Source organism: Pseudoalteromonas sp. GABNS16E, from assembly GCF_028598715.1.
Classification (GTDB): domain Bacteria; phylum Pseudomonadota; class Gammaproteobacteria; order Enterobacterales; family Alteromonadaceae; genus Pseudoalteromonas; species Pseudoalteromonas atlantica.
Genome location: NZ_JAQREZ010000004.1, coordinates 99,918 through 119,828 on the forward strand (window position 1 = coordinate 99,918; position 19,911 = coordinate 119,828).

Below are 19,911 nucleotides of genomic sequence, written 5' to 3' on the forward strand. Positions count from 1 at the left end.
ACCCTCAATATCGCAATGGCGTGATTATCTAATACCCGAGTGTTTTAATCAAGTATAGTCAAACATCTCTTGTGCTATCTTAGGCTTTTAACTATTGCTTTAGCCGATACGATAGCAAAATGTGTTTTCAGTGATTGCTGTAATATTTGTTAATATAAGTGTTTAAAATTGCAAAATCACAAGGACTTACCTGCACACTTTTGTTAAACTGCTCGCTGAAAAAATGTGGTGGAGAATACAGCATGTGGCTTGAGCAACTCAGGCGTCGATTAGCAAAACCAAAAACCTCTGTGCAATTATGCTTATTAGGCGTAAGTGCTGGTTTAATTGCTGCATTTTTTATTATTTTATTTCGCTTAACGATTCTGTTTTTTCAAAGCTTATTTTTAGACACTCCCGATAATTTTACTACTATCCCCACTCTTGAACGAGTTTTAATGCCGTTGATTGCTGCGCTACTGATTGCTACATTTGCTGCATTTACTGGCTTTAAGCACTACCGGTTAGGCATTCCTTTTGTTATTCATCGCATTAAACGCCACTACGGGCAAATGCCGCTTTACAACACCGTAAACCAATTTGTTGGTGGTGCACTGGCACTTATTAGTGGTTTTTCGGTGGGCCGCGAAGGGCCATCTGTTCATATGGGCGCCACTGGCGCAAGTATATTAGCCGATAAGCTTCATTTACCGCATAACGCCATGCGTACATTAAGTGGCTGTGGTGTCGCCGCGGGTATTGCGGCCTCGTTTAATACCCCACTGGCTGCGGTTATTTTTGTAATGGAAGTGGTGCTACGTGAGTACAAAGTGCATATTTTTGTACCAATTATGCTTGCCGCACTAACTGGTGCATTAGCAACCCAATTTGTGTTTGGTGAAGGCTCAGAGCTTGCACTTATTAGCATTACGCCATTGAGTGGTTGGCATTACCCATATTTAATTTTATGTGGCATGGCCCTAGGGGCAATTGCCTATAGCTTTAATCAAAATTTAATGCTGATCATAAAAACATTTAAACCTTTAAGCATGTTTCCTCGTTTACTCATTGCAGGTTGTATTGCGAGTATTATTGCCTATGCAGTGCCACAAGCAATGGGTTCGGGTATGAGCGCGATTACTATTGCGGTTGAATCGCCTGAAAACGCGCAACTACTTACCACTATTTTAATAGCTAAACTGCTGGCGACCCTTTTTGCCATTGGCCTAGGAATACCGGGCGGCTTAATAGGTCCCGTTATTGGGCTAGGTGTATTAACAGGTACTTTAATGGCCTTTTTTGCCCAATTTATAAGCCCAGGTGCTGACATTGCAGGCACATACGGCGTATTAGGAATGGCAGGATTACTCGCAGCTACATTACATGCGCCGTTAGCAGCATTAACAACTGTGATGGAGCTTACGTCCTCGCCAGAGATTATTGTACCGGCCATGTTAGTGATAACAACCGCCTATGTAACGGCGCTGCAAGTATTTGGCAATCGGTCTATATTTTTGCAACAGCTCGATTTTCAGGGGCTACCCTATCATGTATCGCCCGCAACGGAGGCGCTACAAAAAGTGGGCATAATGGATGATATGGATGAGGACTTTAAACTGCTTTATTCAGACGATAAAGAGCAAATTAAAAACACCTTAGACGCCATGGACAGCCAAACCCCTTTAATAGTTTACGATGAAGAAAACGGCTATCGCCTAGCAGAGTACGACCTTACCCTGATGTCGGGCGAAAACATAAATATAAACTACATTAGTTTACAAGGCATTAGCAGCCAGTCGACCTTAGCAGATGCCTTTGATATTTTAAAAGATAAACGCAGCGGCGCCCTGTATGTATACAACTTGCTAGATGATCAGCAAATAATGGGGCTATTACGCTGGGATCAAATAAATAATATTTTAACTATTCGTAACAGCCTACTTTAGGATTCTTATGAGCGCTTTACTAATTTATAAAACACTGCACATTTTTTTTATGATAGCTTGGTTTGCCGGTATTTTTTATTTACCACGGTTATTTGTATACCACGCAATGAGCGAAGAAAAAGCCTGTAACTCTATGCTTAAAGTGATGGAACGCCGGCTACTCTTTTTTGTTACCCCGTTTGCTATTTTAACGGCCGTTTTTGGTGTACTCACTATTGTAGAATATGGCCGTGAGTGGTTTAGATATAGCATGTGGCTGCACTACAAACTGGTACTGGTCATTATTTTATATCTATACCACGGCTACTGCTTTAAATTACTGAGCGACTTTAAACACGACAGAAATACCAAAACGGACCGCTTTTATCGTATTTTTAACGAGCTCCCGGTTATTGCGCTGCTAATTATTGTTGCGCTTGCGGTAATAAAACCTAATTTATAAGCTGTGTAGCGCATGTTAAACTGCGCTGCAATTTACAATACTTGCTATAACACGCGCGATTGCGTGCCCCATTTTAATGGATTATCGCGCCCCTTTGATTGATTAGGAATAACCCCATGTTAAGTTTCCAAGGTGAACATATACTGTCGGTAAATCAACTCGACAGAGACTGCATTGAGCGTATTTTTGCAATAGCGAAAAAAATGGAGCCTTATGCTAAAAAACAAAAGCAAACAACAGTGCTAGAAGGCGCTATTTTAGCTAATTTGTTTTTTGAACCAAGCACGCGTACGCGTGTAAGCTTTGGTACTGCCTTTAATTTACTAGGCGGTGGCGTGCGCGAAACAACCGGCATGCAAAGCTCTGCCCTTGCTAAAGGCGAATCGCTTTACGACACTGCGCGTGTTATTTCGGCTTACGCTGATGCCGTCGCTATGCGCCACCCTGATGCAGGCTCGGTAAGCGAATTTGCAGACGGTTGTACCGTACCGGTAATTAACGGTGGTGATGGCCCAAACGAGCACCCTACTCAAGCATTACTTGACTTGCTAACTATTGAGCGTGAACTCAACCGATTTGATCAAAACATTGATGGCATGCATATCGCCTTAGTTGGCGATTTAAAATATGGCCGCACAGTACATTCATTATCTAAATTATTGTGCCATTACAAAAACGTAAAATTTTCGATGGTGGCGCCCGATGGCCTGCAAATGCCAACGAGTATTTTAGATGCGGTAGAAAATGCAGGCCATAAAATACAATTAGTCAACAAAATGGAAGGGAACTTAGCAGCCGATATTGTGTACCAGACACGTATTCAAGAAGAGCGCTTCCCTTCACAAGAAGAAGCTAATAAATACCGTGGCGGCTTTAGAATTAGCCAATCAATTTATAACGCGCACTGTAAGCCAAACTCCGTGCTTATGCACCCGCTCCCACGTGATAGCCGTTTAGAAGCTAATGAGCTTGATAACGACTTAAACAGTAACGACAATTTAGCTATATTCCGCCAAGTACAAAATGGCGTGTTAATTCGTATGGCACTGTTTGCTTTAACCCTCGGCGTAGAAAACAAAGTCGAGCAATATGAAGTAGACGTACCTTGGTTTAGCCGCAAACGCGACAGCTAAACACTTTTACCAAGCGACAACTAATAGGATTTTTCATGACAATTAGCCAAGATTTATTTAATCGTGCACAAACTTCAATTCCTGGTGGCGTAAATTCACCTGTACGTGCATTTAACGGTGTAGGTGGCACGCCACTATTTATTACCAAAGCCGAGGGTGCATTTACCTTTGATGCCGATGGCAACCGTTATATTGATTACGTAGGTTCGTGGGGTCCGATGATCATGGGCCATAACCACCCAGCTATAAAGCAAGCTGTTCACGAAGCGGTAGAAAACGGTTTAAGTTATGGGGCGCCCACTGAAGCCGAAATTTTAATGGCCGAAAAAGTAAAAGCGCTTGTCCCATCAATCGAAAAAGTACGCATGGTAAGCTCTGGTACCGAAGCAACAATGAGTGCCATTCGCTTAGCTCGTGGCTATACAGGGCGTGATAAAATCCTTAAGTTTGAAGGTTGTTACCACGGCCATGCCGACTCATTATTAGTAAAAGCAGGTTCTGGCGCATTAACCATGGGTGTGCCAAATTCACCTGGTATCCCTGAGGATTTTGCAAAGCACACACTTACCGTATCGTTTAATAACCTTGATGAAGTAAAAGCTGTATTTGAAAAATACGCAGACGACATTGCCTGTATCATCGTTGAGCCAGTAGCGGGTAACATGAACTGTATTCCTCCTGTAGAAGGCTTTTTAGAAGGCTTGCGTGCAGTATGTGATGAGTACAAATCAGTGCTTATTTTTGACGAAGTAATGACCGGCTTTCGTGTTGCTTTAGGTGGCGCTCAGGCGTATTACAACATAAAACCTGACTTAACATGTTTAGGTAAAGTCATTGGCGGCGGCATGCCTGTTGGTGCCTTTGGCGGCAAAACCGAAATTATGGATTACATTGCGCCAGTAGGTCCGGTTTACCAAGCTGGTACTCTTTCTGGTAACCCTATTGCAATGGCTGCGGGTTTAAAATCGCTTGAGCTATTAAGTGAGCCAGGTTTGCACGATAAGTTAGAAGCTATTTCTAAAGCTATTTGTAAAGGCTTTGAAGCAGGCGCTAAAAAAGCAGGCATACCTTTAACCACTAACTACGCAGGCGGTATGTATGGCTTTTTCTTCACTGAAGCAGAAAAAGTAACCACTTATAAACAAGCTACAGAATGTGATTTAGAACGCTTTAAATGCTTTTTCCACTTAATGCTTGAAGAAGGCGTATACCTAGCACCTTCTGCATTTGAAGCAGGCTTTGTGTGTGCAGCGCATACAGAGCAAGAAGTACAAGCGACTATAGAAGCTGCTGAGCGCGCCTTCGCTAAGCTATAAGCATCTAATACATGTGTTAATAATGTGCGTTATTAACTCTGTAGTTAAAAAAAGCCCTTACGGGCTTTTTTTATTTGTGCGTATTGATAATTGAATGGTTTTTAGCCTTTATACGGTCTCACTTTTTAGACTCACTTTTACCCCACAAGAGAAACGTATGACGAGCTTAAGGCACTTAGCAGCACCTGCTATATCATTAATGGGCAACTTAAAGTATAAAACTAAAATTGGTTTAGTTTTTGGTATTTTATTATTACCTCTTGCGCTTAGTTTGTTTTTTTTAGTCTCTTTATTAAGCGAGAGTATCAGCGTCTCTCAAATGCAAAAACAAGGTTTACTGAGCTACAGAGACATTCTTGCAAATCAAATGCAAGGTGAAACCTATAAAAATGTAAAAGTAGCTAAAGCACGTGGTTTTAATGTAAAAGATGAGCAAATAAATGACGTACTTGAGCTGGTTTCAATACAGTCTAATTTAGCCTTAGATAACCAACTTGCGAGTGCTTATGTTAATCGCGCATTAGTTACGCCTATACCTGCGCTTATCATGCAGATAAATGCGACAGCGCAAAGCGCTAATACTGTTCTTACTAACCAGCGTTTTACACCAGAGACTTTTATTGCGCTTTCAAACTTAAGTAAGTCGCTACCTTTGTACCAGCAGCAACTCGATAAAATACTTACAATTGCCACTTCGGCCGATGCATCTGTAAATAAAGCACTGACGCCCTCTCTCACTAATTTACATAACGCCATAGCCTCTTTTAAAACAGCCATTGATAAAAAGCTGCTTGAACCAGATGATATACAGCTTACACAAAACGAATTTGCAGGGCTTACCAGCCAAGTGCTAAGTCGTATTAGCCAACTAATTGATAAAAGCATCCCTACCCTTGAATCGCTAATAAATGAAAAACTGACCACGCAACGCTTGACAAGAAACACTGTATTAGCTGCATCATTAATTAGTTTATTGATTGCATTTTACTTAATGGTTGGTTTTTATTTTGCGGTAGTTGATACCATTAATCGCTTTGCCGAAGCAGCACAAAGAGCAGCAAGTGGCGACTTAAATGCGGTTATCAACTCAAGTACTAATGATGAAATGGATATTATTGCAGCGCGATATAACGCACTTCTTAATGCCTTTTCAAAACTTTTAGAGAATGTAAAAGCAAGCACTGTGGAGCTGTGTGGCGCCACTAAATCGCTTTCACAGGCAAGCAGCCAAACGAGTAACGATGTTGAAAAACAGCAAATACGGGTAAACGCTATTCATGATGCACTAAGTAATATGGAGCAAAGTGCAGTGAGTGTAGAAGAGTCTGCTAATCAAGCGATGTTAACAGCACAAGATGCCGCGCAGCATGTAAAGCAAGGCTCTAACAACACCATGGAACTTGCCAAATACATGCAAGACCTTCAAGTTGAATTTACCGAAAGCCAACAAGCCCTCAATCGCTTAGCCCAAGATAGCCAAGAAATTAGTAAAGTAAGCAAAGGCATTAGCGAAATAGCCGATCAAACTAATTTATTAGCCCTAAACGCAGCAATAGAAGCCGCACGAGCCGGAGAACATGGCCGTGGTTTTGCCGTGGTAGCTGATGAAGTAAGAACCCTTGCCCAGCGTACACAAACTCAAACGCAAGAAATTCACCAAATAATTAGCTCACTCCAACAAGCTTCTGACGATACACAACAAAAAATGCGCACCAGTGTAGAAAAGATGGAACAATCGGTAAACGCCGCCACCGAAACAAACGATATTTTACAAAGTGCAGAGCAAAGCATGGGCGATATAAAACACCAAGGCGAAGAGATAGCACTGCGGGTTAAAGAGCAATCTAACGCAACCACCCAAGCATTAAGTGATGCACAAGAAGTCAGTAACTTAGCAGATCAAACTCTTCTCTCTGCACAATCTACACTGCAAGACGCACAGCAACTTAGTCAGCTCTCTGATGACTTAACTAAATCAATGCAGTTTTTTAAATCTTGATAGGTAAGCTAAATATAATAAAACCGCTGAGTTAGCGGTTTTATTATTAAGGTTTTATTTTATTAGCGTATACACTGCGGCCTAGGTTCAAACTCACTGGCTCTTAGTGGTAACTGAATGACTTTTCCGCATCCGGGCGGTGCTTGTAAACCCGTTCTTTCATTGACGAAAGCCCATCTTATTGATGGCGGGCGTGTATCTGCTATTGCTTCAGGGTTGAGCGGTTTTAAGTAACGAATATAAGCTTCTAACGCGCCCACACTCCCTGTTAAACCGGTGCTTCTATTATCGTCTCTACCAAGCCATGCAACGGTCACTGTGTTTTGATCAAACCCTGCAAACCAACTATCACGTAAATCATTACTAGTGCCTGTTTTACCGGCAAGCTGAATTGATGGAAAGTGTAAATTTAAACGCTTAGCGGTGCCGTCCTTTGTTACTCGCTTCATGGCATATTTAGTCATATATACAGCGTCTTTTGCAAAGCGCGGCTCAGACTTAACTTTATGCTTATACAAAACGTTACCTACCGAGTCTGTTAGGGCAGATACAGAGGTAAGCTCTCTATACTCGCCATCTGCTGCGATAGTGGTATAAAGCTGGGCAACCTCAAAGCTCGACATTTCTACAGCACCAAGTAGCAGCGAGGGGTATTCATCTATATTACCTTTTGCTCCTAACCCTTTGAGCGTATTTGCTACCTTATCAACACCTACATCTAGGCCTAAATTTACTGCAGGAATATTAATACTGTTACTAAAGGCTTTATAAAGTGGCAATGCACCTCGGTATTGGTGATCAAAGTTCTCAGGTTGCCACACTTTACCTTGCTCATTTGTTACCTGCACAGGGGAGTCATCAAGTAATGTGGCTAAGTTATAATGTGGTAACTGCAGGGCTGTTAAGTACACCGCGGGTTTAACTAAAGAGCCAATATTTCGTTTAGTATCGAGCACTCGGTTAAAACCTGAGTAGCGAACATCGCGCCCCGACACTAATGCCGACACACCGCCTTTTTCTACATTAACTGAGATCATGGCTGCTTCGAGTTTATCGGTGTTAGGACGTTTTTCTAAATACGGTAAACTTTTTTGAATGGACTCTTCCATCGCCGTTTGTTTTTGCAAATCAAAGTAAGTAAATACACGCACACCGGCATCTAGTGTTTTTTGATCAGGTAATAACTGCTTAAGCTCACGGTTTACAAGTTCTAAAAAGCCAGGGTATGACTTTTGTAAACTTGCTTTCATGGGCGCTATATCAATTGGGCGTTTAAGTGATGCACGGTATTCTTTTGTAGTTAGTAGCTTGTTTTCAACCATTAAGCGCAGTACTAGGTCGCGACGCTCCATAGTGCGTTCTTTATAGCGACGAGGATTGTAATACGAAGGCCCTTTGACCATAGCCACCAGCAGCGCTATTTGGTCATATTCCAGCTCATCAACAGGCTTTGAAAAATAAAACTCAGAGGCCAAGCCCATGCCATGCACGCCTTGGTTATAAGATTGACCTAGGTAAACTTCATTTAAATAGGCTTCTAAAATCTGATCTTTTGAATAACGGTAATCTAGAATAAGCGCAATAAATGCCTCATTTATTTTACGCACTAAAGAACGCTCACGCGTTAGGTATATATTTTTTGCAAGCTGCTGCGTTAAGGTGCTACCACCTTGAACGGTACGCCCTGCTTTAATGTTTGAATAAAGCGCACGCAAAATAGAAAATACCGACACACCATGGTGCTGATAAAAATCCCGATCTTCTACTACTAATAACGTGTCTTTCAACATAGGCGGAAACTTATCAAGCGGTACAAACTCTCTATCTTGCTTTGAATCATTTCCAATACGGGCTATTTGCACAGGCTCTAGGCGAGCGCTGTTTAGGCGCCTGCCAAATTTATCTTTAATGGTTGCTACCTTTTGCCCCGCAAAACGTAGCTCAATAATGTGCGATTCTTCAAGGCCATCATAAAACTCAAAGTCGCGTCGGTAAATTTTTATGCTATCGGCTGTTTTTACAAACTGCCCCGTGCGGCTTAGCCTATTAACTGATGAATAATTTAGGCGCTCAAGCTCCCACACAACCTCTTGACTAGATAAAAACTGCCCTGGGTAAAACTCCATTGAACGTGCGTATACTTGGGCAGGTAACTGCCATTTATTACCTTCAAATATACGTGTTGTTTTTGAATCTAAATAAATAAGATACATGGCCATAGCAATAAAAACAGCTAAGCTCAATTTCCAAAAAACAGACCATGTTTTTCGCATAAATGTGCGTTTAACAACAGTGCTTGACGTTTTTTTAGTCGTTTTTGATTTAGCTTTACGTGGCGAGCTGGTAGCTTTAGGTGCACGCTTAGGAGTGGTTTTACTACTGGGTGTTTTTTTGTTGTCAGCCATTTAAGTGTAATTTATTCCAAGGTTTATTCACGAGTGTGAGCTTAGCATATTGGCTATAGCCTAACACCTGAAAAGTTAACCTTCCCTGAAACGAAAAAAAGCCCTACCAAGGTAGGGCTTTGTGAACACAATGATTAATCTATTTAATATTAGTTACTGCGAACAGATACAAACTCAGGGTAAGCATCAACACCACAATCGTGTTGGTCCATACCGCTTAGCTCTTCTTCTTCGGTTACGCGAATACCCATAGTTTGCTTTAAAATAGCCCACACAATAAATGAAGCTACAAAAACAAAGGCTAAAATAATCACTAAACCAATAAGCTGTGTTACAAAGTTTGCATCGCCGTTAGATACAGGCACTAACATAATACCTAGCGCGCCACATACACCGTGAACAGAGATAGCACCTACTGGGTCATCAATCTTCGCTTTATCTAGAGCTACAATGCTAAATACAACCAGTGAGCCACCTAAAATACCTAGTAAACAGGCCATTAATGGAGATGGTGAAAGTGGGTCTGCTGTAATAACAACTAAACCTGCTAATGCGCCGTTTAGTACCATAGTTAAATCAGCTTTACCCCACAACACTTTACATACAAACAGTGCAGCAATTGCACCCATTGCCGCTGCGGCATTGGTGTTAAGTAAAATTTGACCTACAGCTGTTGCATTTTCTTTGTCTGAAAGAAGTAATTGCGAACCACCGTTAAAACCAAACCAACCCATCCATAAAATGAACGTACCTAATGTAGCAAGTGGTAGGTTAGAACCTGGAATTGGGTAAATTTCACCGTTTTTACCGTATTTACCTTTACGAGCACCTAACAGAATTACACCCGCTAAAGCAGCTGCAGCACCGGCACCATGAACAATTGCAGAGCCTGCAAAATCAACAAAGCCCATTTCTGATAAGAAACCGCCGCCCCATGTCCAATAACCTTCCATTGGGTAAATAAAACCAGTTAAAACAACTGCAAATGCTAAGAAAGCAAATAACTTCATTCGTTCAGCAACCGCACCCGATACAATCGACATAGCCGTTGCAACAAATACTACTTGGAAGAAAAAGTCAGATTCTAAAGAGTGGTCAGCATCGGCCGCTTGCGTGCCAATTAATGCGCCAATTGAAGGGATGATGCCGCCTTCAGCGTTGTCTACATACATAATGTTGTAGCCAACTAATAAAAACATGGTACATGCGATAGAGTACAGCGCCACGTTTTTAGTTAAAATTTCAGTGGTGTTTTTAGACCGCACTAAACCCGCTTCTAACATGGCAAAACCTGCTGCCATCCACATTACTAATATACCCGACACCAGAAAATAAAAGGTGTCGAGTGAAAATTTGAGTTCTACAATTGTGTTTTCCATTAATCAGCCCCCTTAAATTGCTTCTTCATCAAGTTCGCCCGTACGAATACGCACAATTTGATCTAAGTCGTACACGAAAATTTTACCGTCACCAATTTTGCCTGTTGATGCAATTTTGGTAATTGCTTCAACTACGCGTTGGCAATTTTCAGTACGAGTAGCAATTTCAAGTTTGATCTTAGGAATAAAATCTACCTGATACTCTGCTCCACGATACAGCTCTGTATGGCCTCGTTGACGTCCAAAACCTTTAACATCAACTACGGTCATCCCTTCAATACCTAAATCAGCGAGCGCTTCACGCACATCATCTAATTTAAATGGTTTTATGATTGCACTAATCATTTTCATAGTGGCCCCCTCGGACGCTTTATTGTTATCCTGTTGGCTTACATAATCCAACCTTTGTGCCACTATTAAAAAACACTTAATATCAATAAGATAAGCATGAATAGTAAATTTAAAACAAAAAAAACGCACCATCAAGGTGCGCTTTTTTAACAACTTAGCTACATTGGTGCATCATCAAAAGTGACGCCCTACTAGCTTGTAATTAGTGTTATTTTTTATTTTTACACAACACAGTTTCGGCCATTGTTTTTGGCTTCGTAAAGGGCTGCATCAGCGATGCGCATGGCCTGAGTTAAATCAGTGTTTTGAAAATCAGCAATACCAATACTGATGGTGATAGAAAACGGTTTTTCATCGATTAAAAACTCATGTTTAGCGAGTTTTTTTCTAAAGCCTTCTAAGTACTCTCGCCCACGCGCCGTGTCTATATCATCTAATATAATGGCAAACTCTTCGCCGCCCACCCGCGCAACGGTAAACTTAGAAAACGTAGTTTTAATTAACGTGGCTACCTGCTTTAGTGCCTGATCGCCCGCTTCGTGGCCTAAGGTGTCATTAATATTTTTGAAAAAATCTATATCGAGTAATGCAAGCGTATTTTGCTGTTGTTTTTTTAATAGTTGCTCTGCATATTGGTAAAAATAACGGCGGTTATACATACCCGTTAAATAGTCTCTGTAAGCACTTTCTTTAATATCCGCAATCAGTGACAACTGCTCCATTGTTTGCATAACACGACAATGAAACTCTTCATTCATAAATGGCTTTGTTAAAAAGTCGTTGGCACCGTATTTAATAAACCGAGCCGATAACCCATGCTTACCGGCACCCGAAAGTCCAATGATAGCCAAATCATCGCGCCCTCTAAAATTACGCACCGCTTTAACCAGTTCAAAGCCATCCATTAATGGCATCGCATAATCGGTCATGAGCAATTTTATATTAGGATTACTTTTTATTATTTCGAGTGCTTGCTGACCATCTTGCGCATCGGTTACATCAAATAATTGCTTTTCTAGCATTTGCTTCATTAAAGAGCGGCTTAACACCGAATCATCAGCAACCAACGCCTTACAGCCTTGATTTCTCAGAAGCTGAGCCACTAACTTGATAGCGTAATGGTATGAATCGCGATTGTCTTTAATTACGTAATCAATAACACCAAGCTCTAGCATTTGTTGGCGCTTATATTCATCAATTTTTGAGGTAAGTACCACAGTAGGAATGGCGTGTGAAAGTGTAAATTTAGCGACCTCGCCATTAGGTGCATCAGGCAAAGTTAAATCAACTAAAGCCAGCGAGTATTTATGTTTCTCAATATAGTCTTGGCATTCATTTAATGACCATGCGAAATCGACAGCGACATCTAAATATTGAGCCGTTAAGTGGCGTAGCACCTGCTGCACTACTTTACTGTCTTCAACCACTAATACTCTTTGCATAAACTTCTCTTTAATCTTGTTATTTTACGTACTTAAACTTGCACTGAAGCGACAATCTATGAAAAACATCCAGTAAAGTGCTGTTTATATAGCCAGTAAGTAGGCTAGGCCCATTAATGTAAGCGCAAGGCTTGTATTTAATTTAAATACAAAGTCGACCAAATATACTTGATTTTTTAGCTAAGCTAAACACGCTAGGATAAATTAACCCTAAATAAACAAACACGCCGTGTATAAGTTTAGACTTAACCAGTATTATCGACCATTAATCTCAATACTTTTGTTATTTGTGTGTTTTTTATTTTAAATAGCATCTAAACAAAAATAAGGAACGACAATGAAGCTTGTCCAATTAACTCGTTACACCTTAGCGCTTGCCATCGTATTACTTAGCAGTACTGCAACAGCAGAAAACCAACGAAAAATAGACATTGATAGCCACGTAGTCACTAAACATAAAGCAAAAATTAATGGTGAACGCTTTAGCTACACAGTTAAAACAGGCACTCAGCCGGTGTGGAATGATAATGGCGATGCCATTGCCACTTTACAATATACCTATTACACACGAGATAAAGTCGATGACACCGCAGCTCGCCCATTACTGATATCGTTTAATGGCGGCCCAGGCTCTGCATCTGTATGGATGCACTTAGCTTATACTGGCCCACGCGTATTAAAAATTGATGACGAAGGCTACCCCATTCAGCCTTATGGCGTAAAAGATAACCCCTACTCTGTGTTAGATGTAGCAGATATTGTTTATGTAAATCCGGTAAATACAGGTTATTCACGCGTAGTAGAAAACGCCAAAGGTGAAATGCTTTCGAAAGAGCAACAAAAAGAGCACTTTTTTGGTGTGAATGCCGACATAAAATACTTAGCTGAATGGCTAAATACCTTTGTTAACCGAAACGAGCGCTGGCGCTCACCTAAGTTTTTAATTGGAGAAAGCTACGGCACTACTCGTGTATCAGGCCTTGCCCATGAACTACAAAACAGTCAATGGATGTACATCAATGGGGTGGTATTAGTATCGCCGACTGATATTGGTATAAAACGCGACGGCCCTATAAAAGCGGCTAATCGCTTACCTTATTTTGCTGCAACTGCGTGGTATCACAAAGCACTGAATAAAAACTTGCAAGAAAAAGATCTCAATGAACTTTTACCCGAAGTAGAACAGTTCACTATTAATGAGCTTATTCCTGCCCTCGCTAAAGGTGGCTTTATCGATGCCGATAAAAAACGCCAAATAATAAAGAAAATGGCCGAATATGCAGGCCTTTCAGAGCTGTTTGTAGCGCAAAACAACTTAGATATTCCCACTCGATTTTTTTGGAAAGAACTTTTACGTAAGCGCGGACAAACTGTCGGACGTCTAGATTCGCGCTATTTAGGTATTGATAAACGCGATGCTGGCGAATCACCTGATTACTGGGCTGAGCTTACCTCTTGGCTGCACTCATTTACGCCTGCAATTAACTATTACCTGCGTGAAGAGCTCAACTATAAAACGGATGTAAAATACAACTTATTTGGCAATGTTCACCCATGGGATCGCAGTAAAAATAATACCGGCGAAAACTTACGTTTAGCGATGGCGCAAAACCCGTATTTAAACGTCATGATTCAAGCGGGTTACTACGATGGCGCAACAAATTACTTTGATGCTAAATACACGTTATGGCAGCTTGACCCTAGTGGAAAAATGAAAGACAGGTTAAGCTTTAAAGGGTACCGCAGCGGCCATATGATGTACCTAAGACATGAAGATCTTAAGCTTTCTAATAACGACTTACGCGACTTCATTTTAAGCTCCCTACCCGCTAAAGGGCAGGCCGCTAAATATTAATTAAAAGGGCCATTACATGAGGCATTAAGAAGATGCCTCATGTTTATTACAGTACACTTTTAACTGTGTAACCACTTCATTAAACCCTGTTTGTAGTGCAAATAATAACGCTTCATCGACCTTATTTTGCGCGGCTAAGCTTTCTATTTGCTGGCAAATGTCACTTAACTTTAACGCTGCAACCGATTTAGCAGATGACTTTAAACCATGCGCCTGAAAAGATAAATCGGCATAATTTAAACTATGTGTATATGCTTCAATTAATTTAACTTGCTCATAAGCGGTCTGTAAAAACGCCTGAAAGACTAAACAATGTACATGCGTATCTTTTCCTAACATCGAAAACAATAAAGGCATATCTAATTGACTGTACATAGAGCTTGCTTGCGCTGTAATTTGCAGCGGCTGTGTATGCGAAGGAACAATGCCTTGCGAGTGTTTCATTAACAGTGCTTTTAGGCTTTCAAGCTCTATCGGTTTAGTTAAAAAACCGTTCATCCCAGCGCTGTAACAATCCTGTATGTTTTTTCCATTATATTGGCTGTAACAGCAATAATTATTAGCTCATTGAATTGTGTGTTTTTTCGGATTTTTTTAGCCAATTCAAGGCCATTTAGCAACGGCATTTGAATATCGGTAAGTAGCATATCGAAGGACTTATCTTGGAGCATTTGCCAGGCCTGTTCGCCATTATTTGCAAACGTTGAGTTAACGCCAAGCATGGTCAGTTGCTGCTTTAAAACCTGCTGATTAGTCAGTTGATCTTCTGCCACCAGCACATTTAATACTGGGAGCTTACCTGTGGCAGAGCCTGCGGACTCACTGCTGGGGTGACTTATCGGCTCATCAGCTTGTATAGTGGTTAAAGCGCTTTCTTTAAAACTATTAAAGCTAATGGTAAAACACGCGCCTTTATTTATTTGACTATTTACTTGTAGCTGCCCTTGCATACGCTCTACAAGCTCTTTAGTAATAACTAAACCTATGCCCGTACCATGTGTTTTACTGGTCTCTGCCCCTAGTCTATCAAAGGGCTTAAAAAGCCTTAAAATATCATCTTCTGAAAAACCGCACCCTGTATCTTCAATATCAATATTACAGCGGCTTGAATCAGCAATCTCGCAGCGTATATCTATTTTACCTCGCACTTTGTTATATTTTATTGCGTTGGAAAGTAAATTAAGCAGTACCTGTTTAAAACGGCGCTTATCTACATATAAGTAAATACCTTCAAGGGAGTCAATATTGTGTGTGTCTATAGTAACAAGCTCAACTCTGGCAAGTTCGCTCACCATTTCAATACTATGCTGTAGCATGTCTTTCACGGGGGCATATTCAAAATTAAACTGCATATTCCCCGATTCAATAGAAGTTAAATCTAGCACGTCGTTTATTAGTAAAAGTAAATGCTCCCCAGCTTGGTAAATACTTTGCGCATTGTCTTTGTGTACCTCGGTTGCTTTACTGTCATATTGATAAAGCTGCGCTAACCCTAAAATCGCATTTAACGGCGTTCTAAGCTCATGGCTCATACTCGCCATAAAGTCAGACTTAGCCTTACTGGCCGACTCGGCTTGAATTCTTAGCGCGTTTACTTTTTGATGATTAGTAGCAACCTCATCGGCCATTTTATTAAATGCATTTATGACGCTGCCAATCTCATTTTTTTGCTGAACGCTAACGTGGCAATCAAAGTTCCCTTTAGCCAGTTTAGAAAAGGCGACTTCGAGCGCCCGTAAAGGGCTGGTAATTCTATAATCGACCAACCAAGCTAAGCCAATAAAAAACACCACAAGTATAAAAAACTGAATATAAATTAACGTGTAATGTAGTTTGGCCGCTTCGTTTATTTCGTCCTCAAAATTAACGACTAACGTTATTTCAGCCAAAGGTTTATCTAAAAAAGTGATGCGCTCATTTAACGTAACATTGCCCTGCTGCGCTAACAGGTGCCACTCATCTAAAGGGTATAACTGATTACCTGTAGTCGGCTCTACTACTCTAATTGCTTTCCAATTGGGGTTTGTATTAAGTTGCGCGTCTATTTGCTCATAAAGCTGTGCATATTGGCGAGTTAATAAAGGGGTTTTTATTGATGTGGATAGTTGCTGTAAAGAGCGCTGCGCTGCGCTAGAAAGGCCATTGTTTACCCACCTAGCTTGCTCTGGCAAAGCGTAAAAAATAAATAAGCATATTAATAAAAAGCCAAATGCCATTACCGCAATAAAGCTTTGAACCCTTAGGCTGCGCCACCAGTTAATTTTCAACATAAAACGAGCGTAAACCCCATTGCGTTAATTGTTTATAATCGTCAATGCTTGCTTTACTTGGGTTAATTATAGGAATACCCGCTAGTAAGTGTTTTTGTTTAGGGTCGCTCCCTATTTCTATAATTGCTTGTTGAACTTGCGCTTGTACCTGATTATTTACTCTAGGGTGAACCACAATGGGGTGGCGGCTAACCTTACGCGTTTTGTAAATAACTTTTAGCTTTTGCTGCAAATTTTGAGGCTGTTGCTTTAATGTGCCCATCACCCCGCCGCCGGCAGGCGTTGCGTTAAGTGCCACATTTAAATAAACAGATGAGTGCGTTTGAACATACACAGGCTTTATTGTTAAGCCATACAATAGGGCAAGCTCCGCCCGCATTAATAAAGAAGCGCCTAACGCATTAGGCGCAGGAAAAGCAATTTCGGCGCCTTCAAGCTGCTTAACGGATTCAATATTACTGTTTTTATTGACCACTAATACGCCTTGCAAATGGCGCGCAGCATCTTTCACTATCGGTAAATAGCCTTGCTTGTCGTAAGCAATCACACTATGCCATGGGTTCATATAAGCAAAATCGTAATCGCCTTCTGCAAACCCTTGCTCAAAAACCGGGATTGATTCCACGGTAACAAGCTGTAGTTGCACGCCTGTTTTTTCGGTTACTTTATTAAGAAAGGGCTGCCATATTGCAGTGAGTTTTTGAGGCTCATATTGCGGAACTACACCAAAAGTAAAGGTTTGAGCATAGACACCCATACTATTGAATAAAAAAAGCAAAACAACACTACACTTCATATTAGTCTTACCGTTGTAGGTTTATGACTATAAGCATAGTTAACGAGTGACTAACGCACCATTTTTATTACGTAGAAATTAAGAGGTTATTTAATTAAGGAGGTTTAAGAAAGTTTCAACAAAAAGATAAAAGCAGGCGCCCATAAACACCTGCTTAAATATATTACTGCCAGTACGGCTCTATATCAAAAGACGCTAAACGGCTTTGCTCCATTGCACTGACTAAGTAATCTGACTTTTGATCTAGCCACTGTTGAATTTTAGCCAACTGCTCGTCTTCTTGCCCGCCACAAAGCTGCTTTAAATATTCCAGCGTGCTGAGCTCGTACATACCATGAGAAATATCCAGCCACGGCAGTCTAAATTCTAAGCGCTCTTCTTTGTCAAACAATGACCCTAAGCAATTACCGCTTAATAAGCTGTTTTCTAGTTGGGTGCGTAAGCTTAAATAATCTTGTGCAGTAAGCGTTTGCTCTTTAGGAAGTAACTTATCTAAATTTTGCCAATCTTTATTAAATAAACGTTTTGCAATTTTAGCTACTGGCTGCTCTGCTGCCTGTAGTTGAGTTTGCCCCCAAAACTTACGCCATTGTTTATCTACCAACCAAGTAGTCAACGACAGCAATAAACGATTGTATCGCGCGCTTTGAAACAAAGCATTAATATCATCAATGCTTGGCTGTAGCTCTTTTAAATCGTTAATAACTTGCGCTAATGCAGGCGCTGCATTTATTTTTTTATAAAATGCATGGCGTTTAGATGTATAAGTTTTTAGCTGAATTGCATTTTCAACCCAGGCTAATTCACTTAACAGCCACTTTAACTCTGTTCTTAATTGCTCAGTACTGTCTTTACTTACAATATCGTCAAACAACCAAAAATTATGCCTAATTAAGCTAATGCCATCAGTCACACGTTTGAGCGTTTTTAAACTTGGTTTATCAAAATAACACTGCTCATGTTTTTGCACAAAACGAATACCAAAGTTCATGGCCTCTATTAGTGCTTGCTCTTGAGTTGCTTGTTTTTTTAATTTTACAAACCCAATAGACTTACTTGGTTTAAGCGGTGTTTCATCGGCTAGTCGGTAGCCTCTAGCTGCTTTTGAATAAAGCCCTAAACGAATACAGTTTTGGCTAACAAGTTTATCTGCCAAAGCAAATAGCTCGTCTCTGTTGCCCTCAACAAGCTCTATTTCTAGCTCGCTAATAATATCAACCTTACCTGATGCAGCTATTTCGCCTTTATCTAGCACGACTTCAATTTTTGCGCCATTTGGGGTTTCTATTAACCAAGTACGACGAATAAAGTTAGTGCTAAAAATAGGATATAAATTATCGCTAATAGCATTTACTTGCATACCATGAGGCCAAATAGCATTATTAAATGCTAATAAATCAGGACGGCTTGATTCAATGGGTAAGTTGTATTCAGGACGTTGGTGTAGCCCGCCCACAACTTCGCCAGCAAGCTTTATTGTTTGTTCGCATTTACTGTCGGCACAGCGAGTTCTAAAACCTATATCAAGGGCTCTTAGCTCTCTACTTGGGGTATCGTAATAGGCATTTTGCAAACTACGTGAAGGTTTATTAATAACCGTTTTAGCAAATTGTGTGATTAGCGAGGGGATCAGTGGAACAACGGCATCTGATACCAAAAACTTCAGTTCTATCTCAGTATCCATTAGGGTTGAGGATTACCTTTAAAATAAATAAGTGCTCAAAATAAACAAAGCCACCTCATTTTGCAAATTTTTTAACCTTTTTGGCTGAGCAATACCCGCACTGGGTTACAATATCAACCTTGCTATTAACGCGTTTAATCCATACTATCTCACTACTTATGTGAAAATCTCAATCACAACCACAACGGACACGGATAGACTAACAAGGTAGATAAATGCTAAAACACTGTTTACTAGGGCTACTTTTAACAGCCACCTCGTTTATAAGCCAAGCACAAGAAGCTCAAACAGCCAATTCATCAGATGCAAATTCAGCTTATATAATCGATAATCTATATACCTTTATGCGCTCTGGCGCAGGTAAAAACTACCGCTTACTTGGCTCTGTAGATGCGGGTACTAAATTAACCGTGCTATCAAAAGAAGAAAACGGCTTTATAAAAATAAAAGACGATAAAGACCGTGAAGGTTGGGTTGAGTCTAAATTTATATCGCAAACACCAGGGCTTCATCAGCAGTATCAAACACTCAGTAGCGAAATGAGCACAGTGCAAAACAAACTACGCCAAGCACAAATTGAGCTACCTCAGTTACAAGAACATAATCAAAGCTTAACTAATCAAAACAAATTGCTTAATCAACAAATTACTGAGCTGCAAACAACACTTGAGCAAGAACGTGCTCAAAAACAAGCTGCCACTGCAAAAGAAAAACGCCAACTACTTACTTATGGTGGCGCTATTGCTTTTATAGGTTTGTTTTTAGGTATTATACTTACCGTTGTACTTTCGCGCCGTAAGCGCTACGAAGGGTGGGCTTAATTAACCTAAACCTTGGTTAACTAAGTTTAATAGCCGCTGGCTATTCATTAAAAAAGCACCCTTAGGTGCTTTTTTAATGTGTGTGTAATGTAT

At 40.6% G+C, this 19,911-nt stretch carries 15 protein-coding genes; 7 read left to right on the forward strand and 8 right to left on the reverse strand.

Features of this window, described 5'->3' with window-relative positions:
- The first annotated feature begins 242 nt into the window (after window positions 1-242).
- The 5 genes from PSI06_RS03290 (at window position 243) to PSI06_RS03310 (ending at window position 6,815) form a co-directional block, all read left to right on the forward strand.
- Entirely contained in the window at window positions 243-1,925 is a 1,683-nt protein-coding gene (locus PSI06_RS03290) for a chloride channel protein (protein WP_055252948.1), read from the forward strand.
- Window positions 1,926-1,932: 7 nt separating this feature from the next.
- On the forward strand, window positions 1,933-2,367 hold the full coding sequence (locus PSI06_RS03295; protein ID WP_024034304.1) for a CopD family protein: 435 nt from the start codon (window positions 1,933-1,935) through the stop codon (window positions 2,365-2,367).
- Between the two features lie 116 nt (window positions 2,368-2,483).
- Entirely contained in the window at window positions 2,484-3,500 is a 1,017-nt protein-coding gene (locus tag PSI06_RS03300) for an aspartate carbamoyltransferase (RefSeq protein WP_273602866.1), read from the forward strand.
- 35 nt (window positions 3,501-3,535) lie between these two features.
- The gene (hemL, locus tag PSI06_RS03305; RefSeq protein WP_273602865.1) at window positions 3,536-4,816 is read left to right on the forward strand and encodes a glutamate-1-semialdehyde 2,1-aminomutase; all 1,281 of its coding nucleotides are present in this window, start codon (window positions 3,536-3,538) and stop codon (window positions 4,814-4,816) included.
- 157 nt (window positions 4,817-4,973) lie between these two features.
- On the forward strand, window positions 4,974-6,815 hold the full coding sequence (locus tag PSI06_RS03310) for a methyl-accepting chemotaxis protein (protein WP_273602864.1): 1,842 nt from the start codon (window positions 4,974-4,976) through the stop codon (window positions 6,813-6,815).
- A 62-nt stretch (window positions 6,816-6,877) separates the two neighbouring features.
- Here PSI06_RS03310 and mrcB read toward each other — a convergent pair whose 3' ends face one another.
- The 4 genes from mrcB to PSI06_RS03330 form a co-directional block, all read right to left on the reverse strand.
- Window positions 6,878-9,220: a penicillin-binding protein 1B gene (gene mrcB / locus PSI06_RS03315; RefSeq protein WP_096042118.1), complete on the reverse strand. Its 2,343-nt coding sequence runs from the start codon at window positions 9,218-9,220 to the stop codon at window positions 6,878-6,880.
- Window positions 9,221-9,369: 149 nt separating this feature from the next.
- Window positions 9,370-10,599, reverse strand: coding sequence for an ammonium transporter (locus PSI06_RS03320; RefSeq protein ID WP_273602863.1), 1,230 nt, complete (start codon window positions 10,597-10,599; stop codon window positions 9,370-9,372).
- Window positions 10,600-10,611: 12 nt separating this feature from the next.
- Window positions 10,612-10,950, reverse strand: coding sequence for a P-II family nitrogen regulator (locus PSI06_RS03325; RefSeq protein ID WP_004587162.1), 339 nt, complete (start codon window positions 10,948-10,950; stop codon window positions 10,612-10,614).
- 221 nt (window positions 10,951-11,171) lie between these two features.
- Window positions 11,172-12,392, reverse strand: a complete 1,221-nt coding sequence (locus tag PSI06_RS03330) for a GGDEF domain-containing response regulator (RefSeq protein WP_273602862.1) — start codon at window positions 12,390-12,392, stop codon at window positions 11,172-11,174.
- 337 nt (window positions 12,393-12,729) lie between these two features.
- Here PSI06_RS03330 and PSI06_RS03335 point away from each other — a divergent pair, with 337 nt between their 5' ends.
- Window positions 12,730-14,247 (forward strand): S10 family peptidase, encoded by a 1,518-nt coding sequence (locus PSI06_RS03335; RefSeq protein WP_273602861.1) that lies wholly within the window; start codon window positions 12,730-12,732, stop codon window positions 14,245-14,247.
- A gap of 24 nt (window positions 14,248-14,271) precedes the next feature.
- Here PSI06_RS03335 and PSI06_RS03340 read toward each other — a convergent pair whose 3' ends face one another.
- The 4 genes from PSI06_RS03340 to PSI06_RS03355 all read right to left on the reverse strand — a co-directional run bounded on the left by PSI06_RS03340 (window position 14,272) and on the right by PSI06_RS03355 (window position 18,997).
- Window positions 14,272-14,745, reverse strand: a complete 474-nt coding sequence (locus tag PSI06_RS03340; protein WP_273602860.1) for an Hpt domain-containing protein — start codon at window positions 14,743-14,745, stop codon at window positions 14,272-14,274.
- Window positions 14,742-16,517, reverse strand: coding sequence for an ATP-binding protein (locus tag PSI06_RS03345; RefSeq protein ID WP_273602859.1), 1,776 nt, complete (start codon window positions 16,515-16,517; stop codon window positions 14,742-14,744). The genes PSI06_RS03340 and PSI06_RS03345 overlap by 4 nt, the downstream gene beginning before the upstream one ends.
- Entirely contained in the window at window positions 16,504-17,313 is an 810-nt protein-coding gene (locus PSI06_RS03350; protein ID WP_273602858.1) for a phosphate/phosphite/phosphonate ABC transporter substrate-binding protein, read from the reverse strand. The genes PSI06_RS03345 and PSI06_RS03350 overlap by 14 nt, the downstream gene beginning before the upstream one ends.
- 163 nt (window positions 17,314-17,476) lie before the next feature.
- Window positions 17,477-18,997 carry a CYTH and CHAD domain-containing protein gene (locus tag PSI06_RS03355; RefSeq protein ID WP_024034312.1) on the reverse strand — a complete coding sequence of 507 codons (1,521 nt, stop codon included), beginning with the start codon at window positions 18,995-18,997 and terminating at the stop codon, window positions 17,477-17,479.
- Between the two features lie 215 nt (window positions 18,998-19,212).
- On the opposite strand from PSI06_RS03355, the gene PSI06_RS03360 reads away from it, so the two are divergent.
- The gene (locus PSI06_RS03360; protein ID WP_054983196.1) at window positions 19,213-19,818 is read left to right on the forward strand and encodes a TIGR04211 family SH3 domain-containing protein; all 606 of its coding nucleotides are present in this window, start codon (window positions 19,213-19,215) and stop codon (window positions 19,816-19,818) included.
- Window positions 19,819-19,911: the final 93 nt, after the last annotated feature.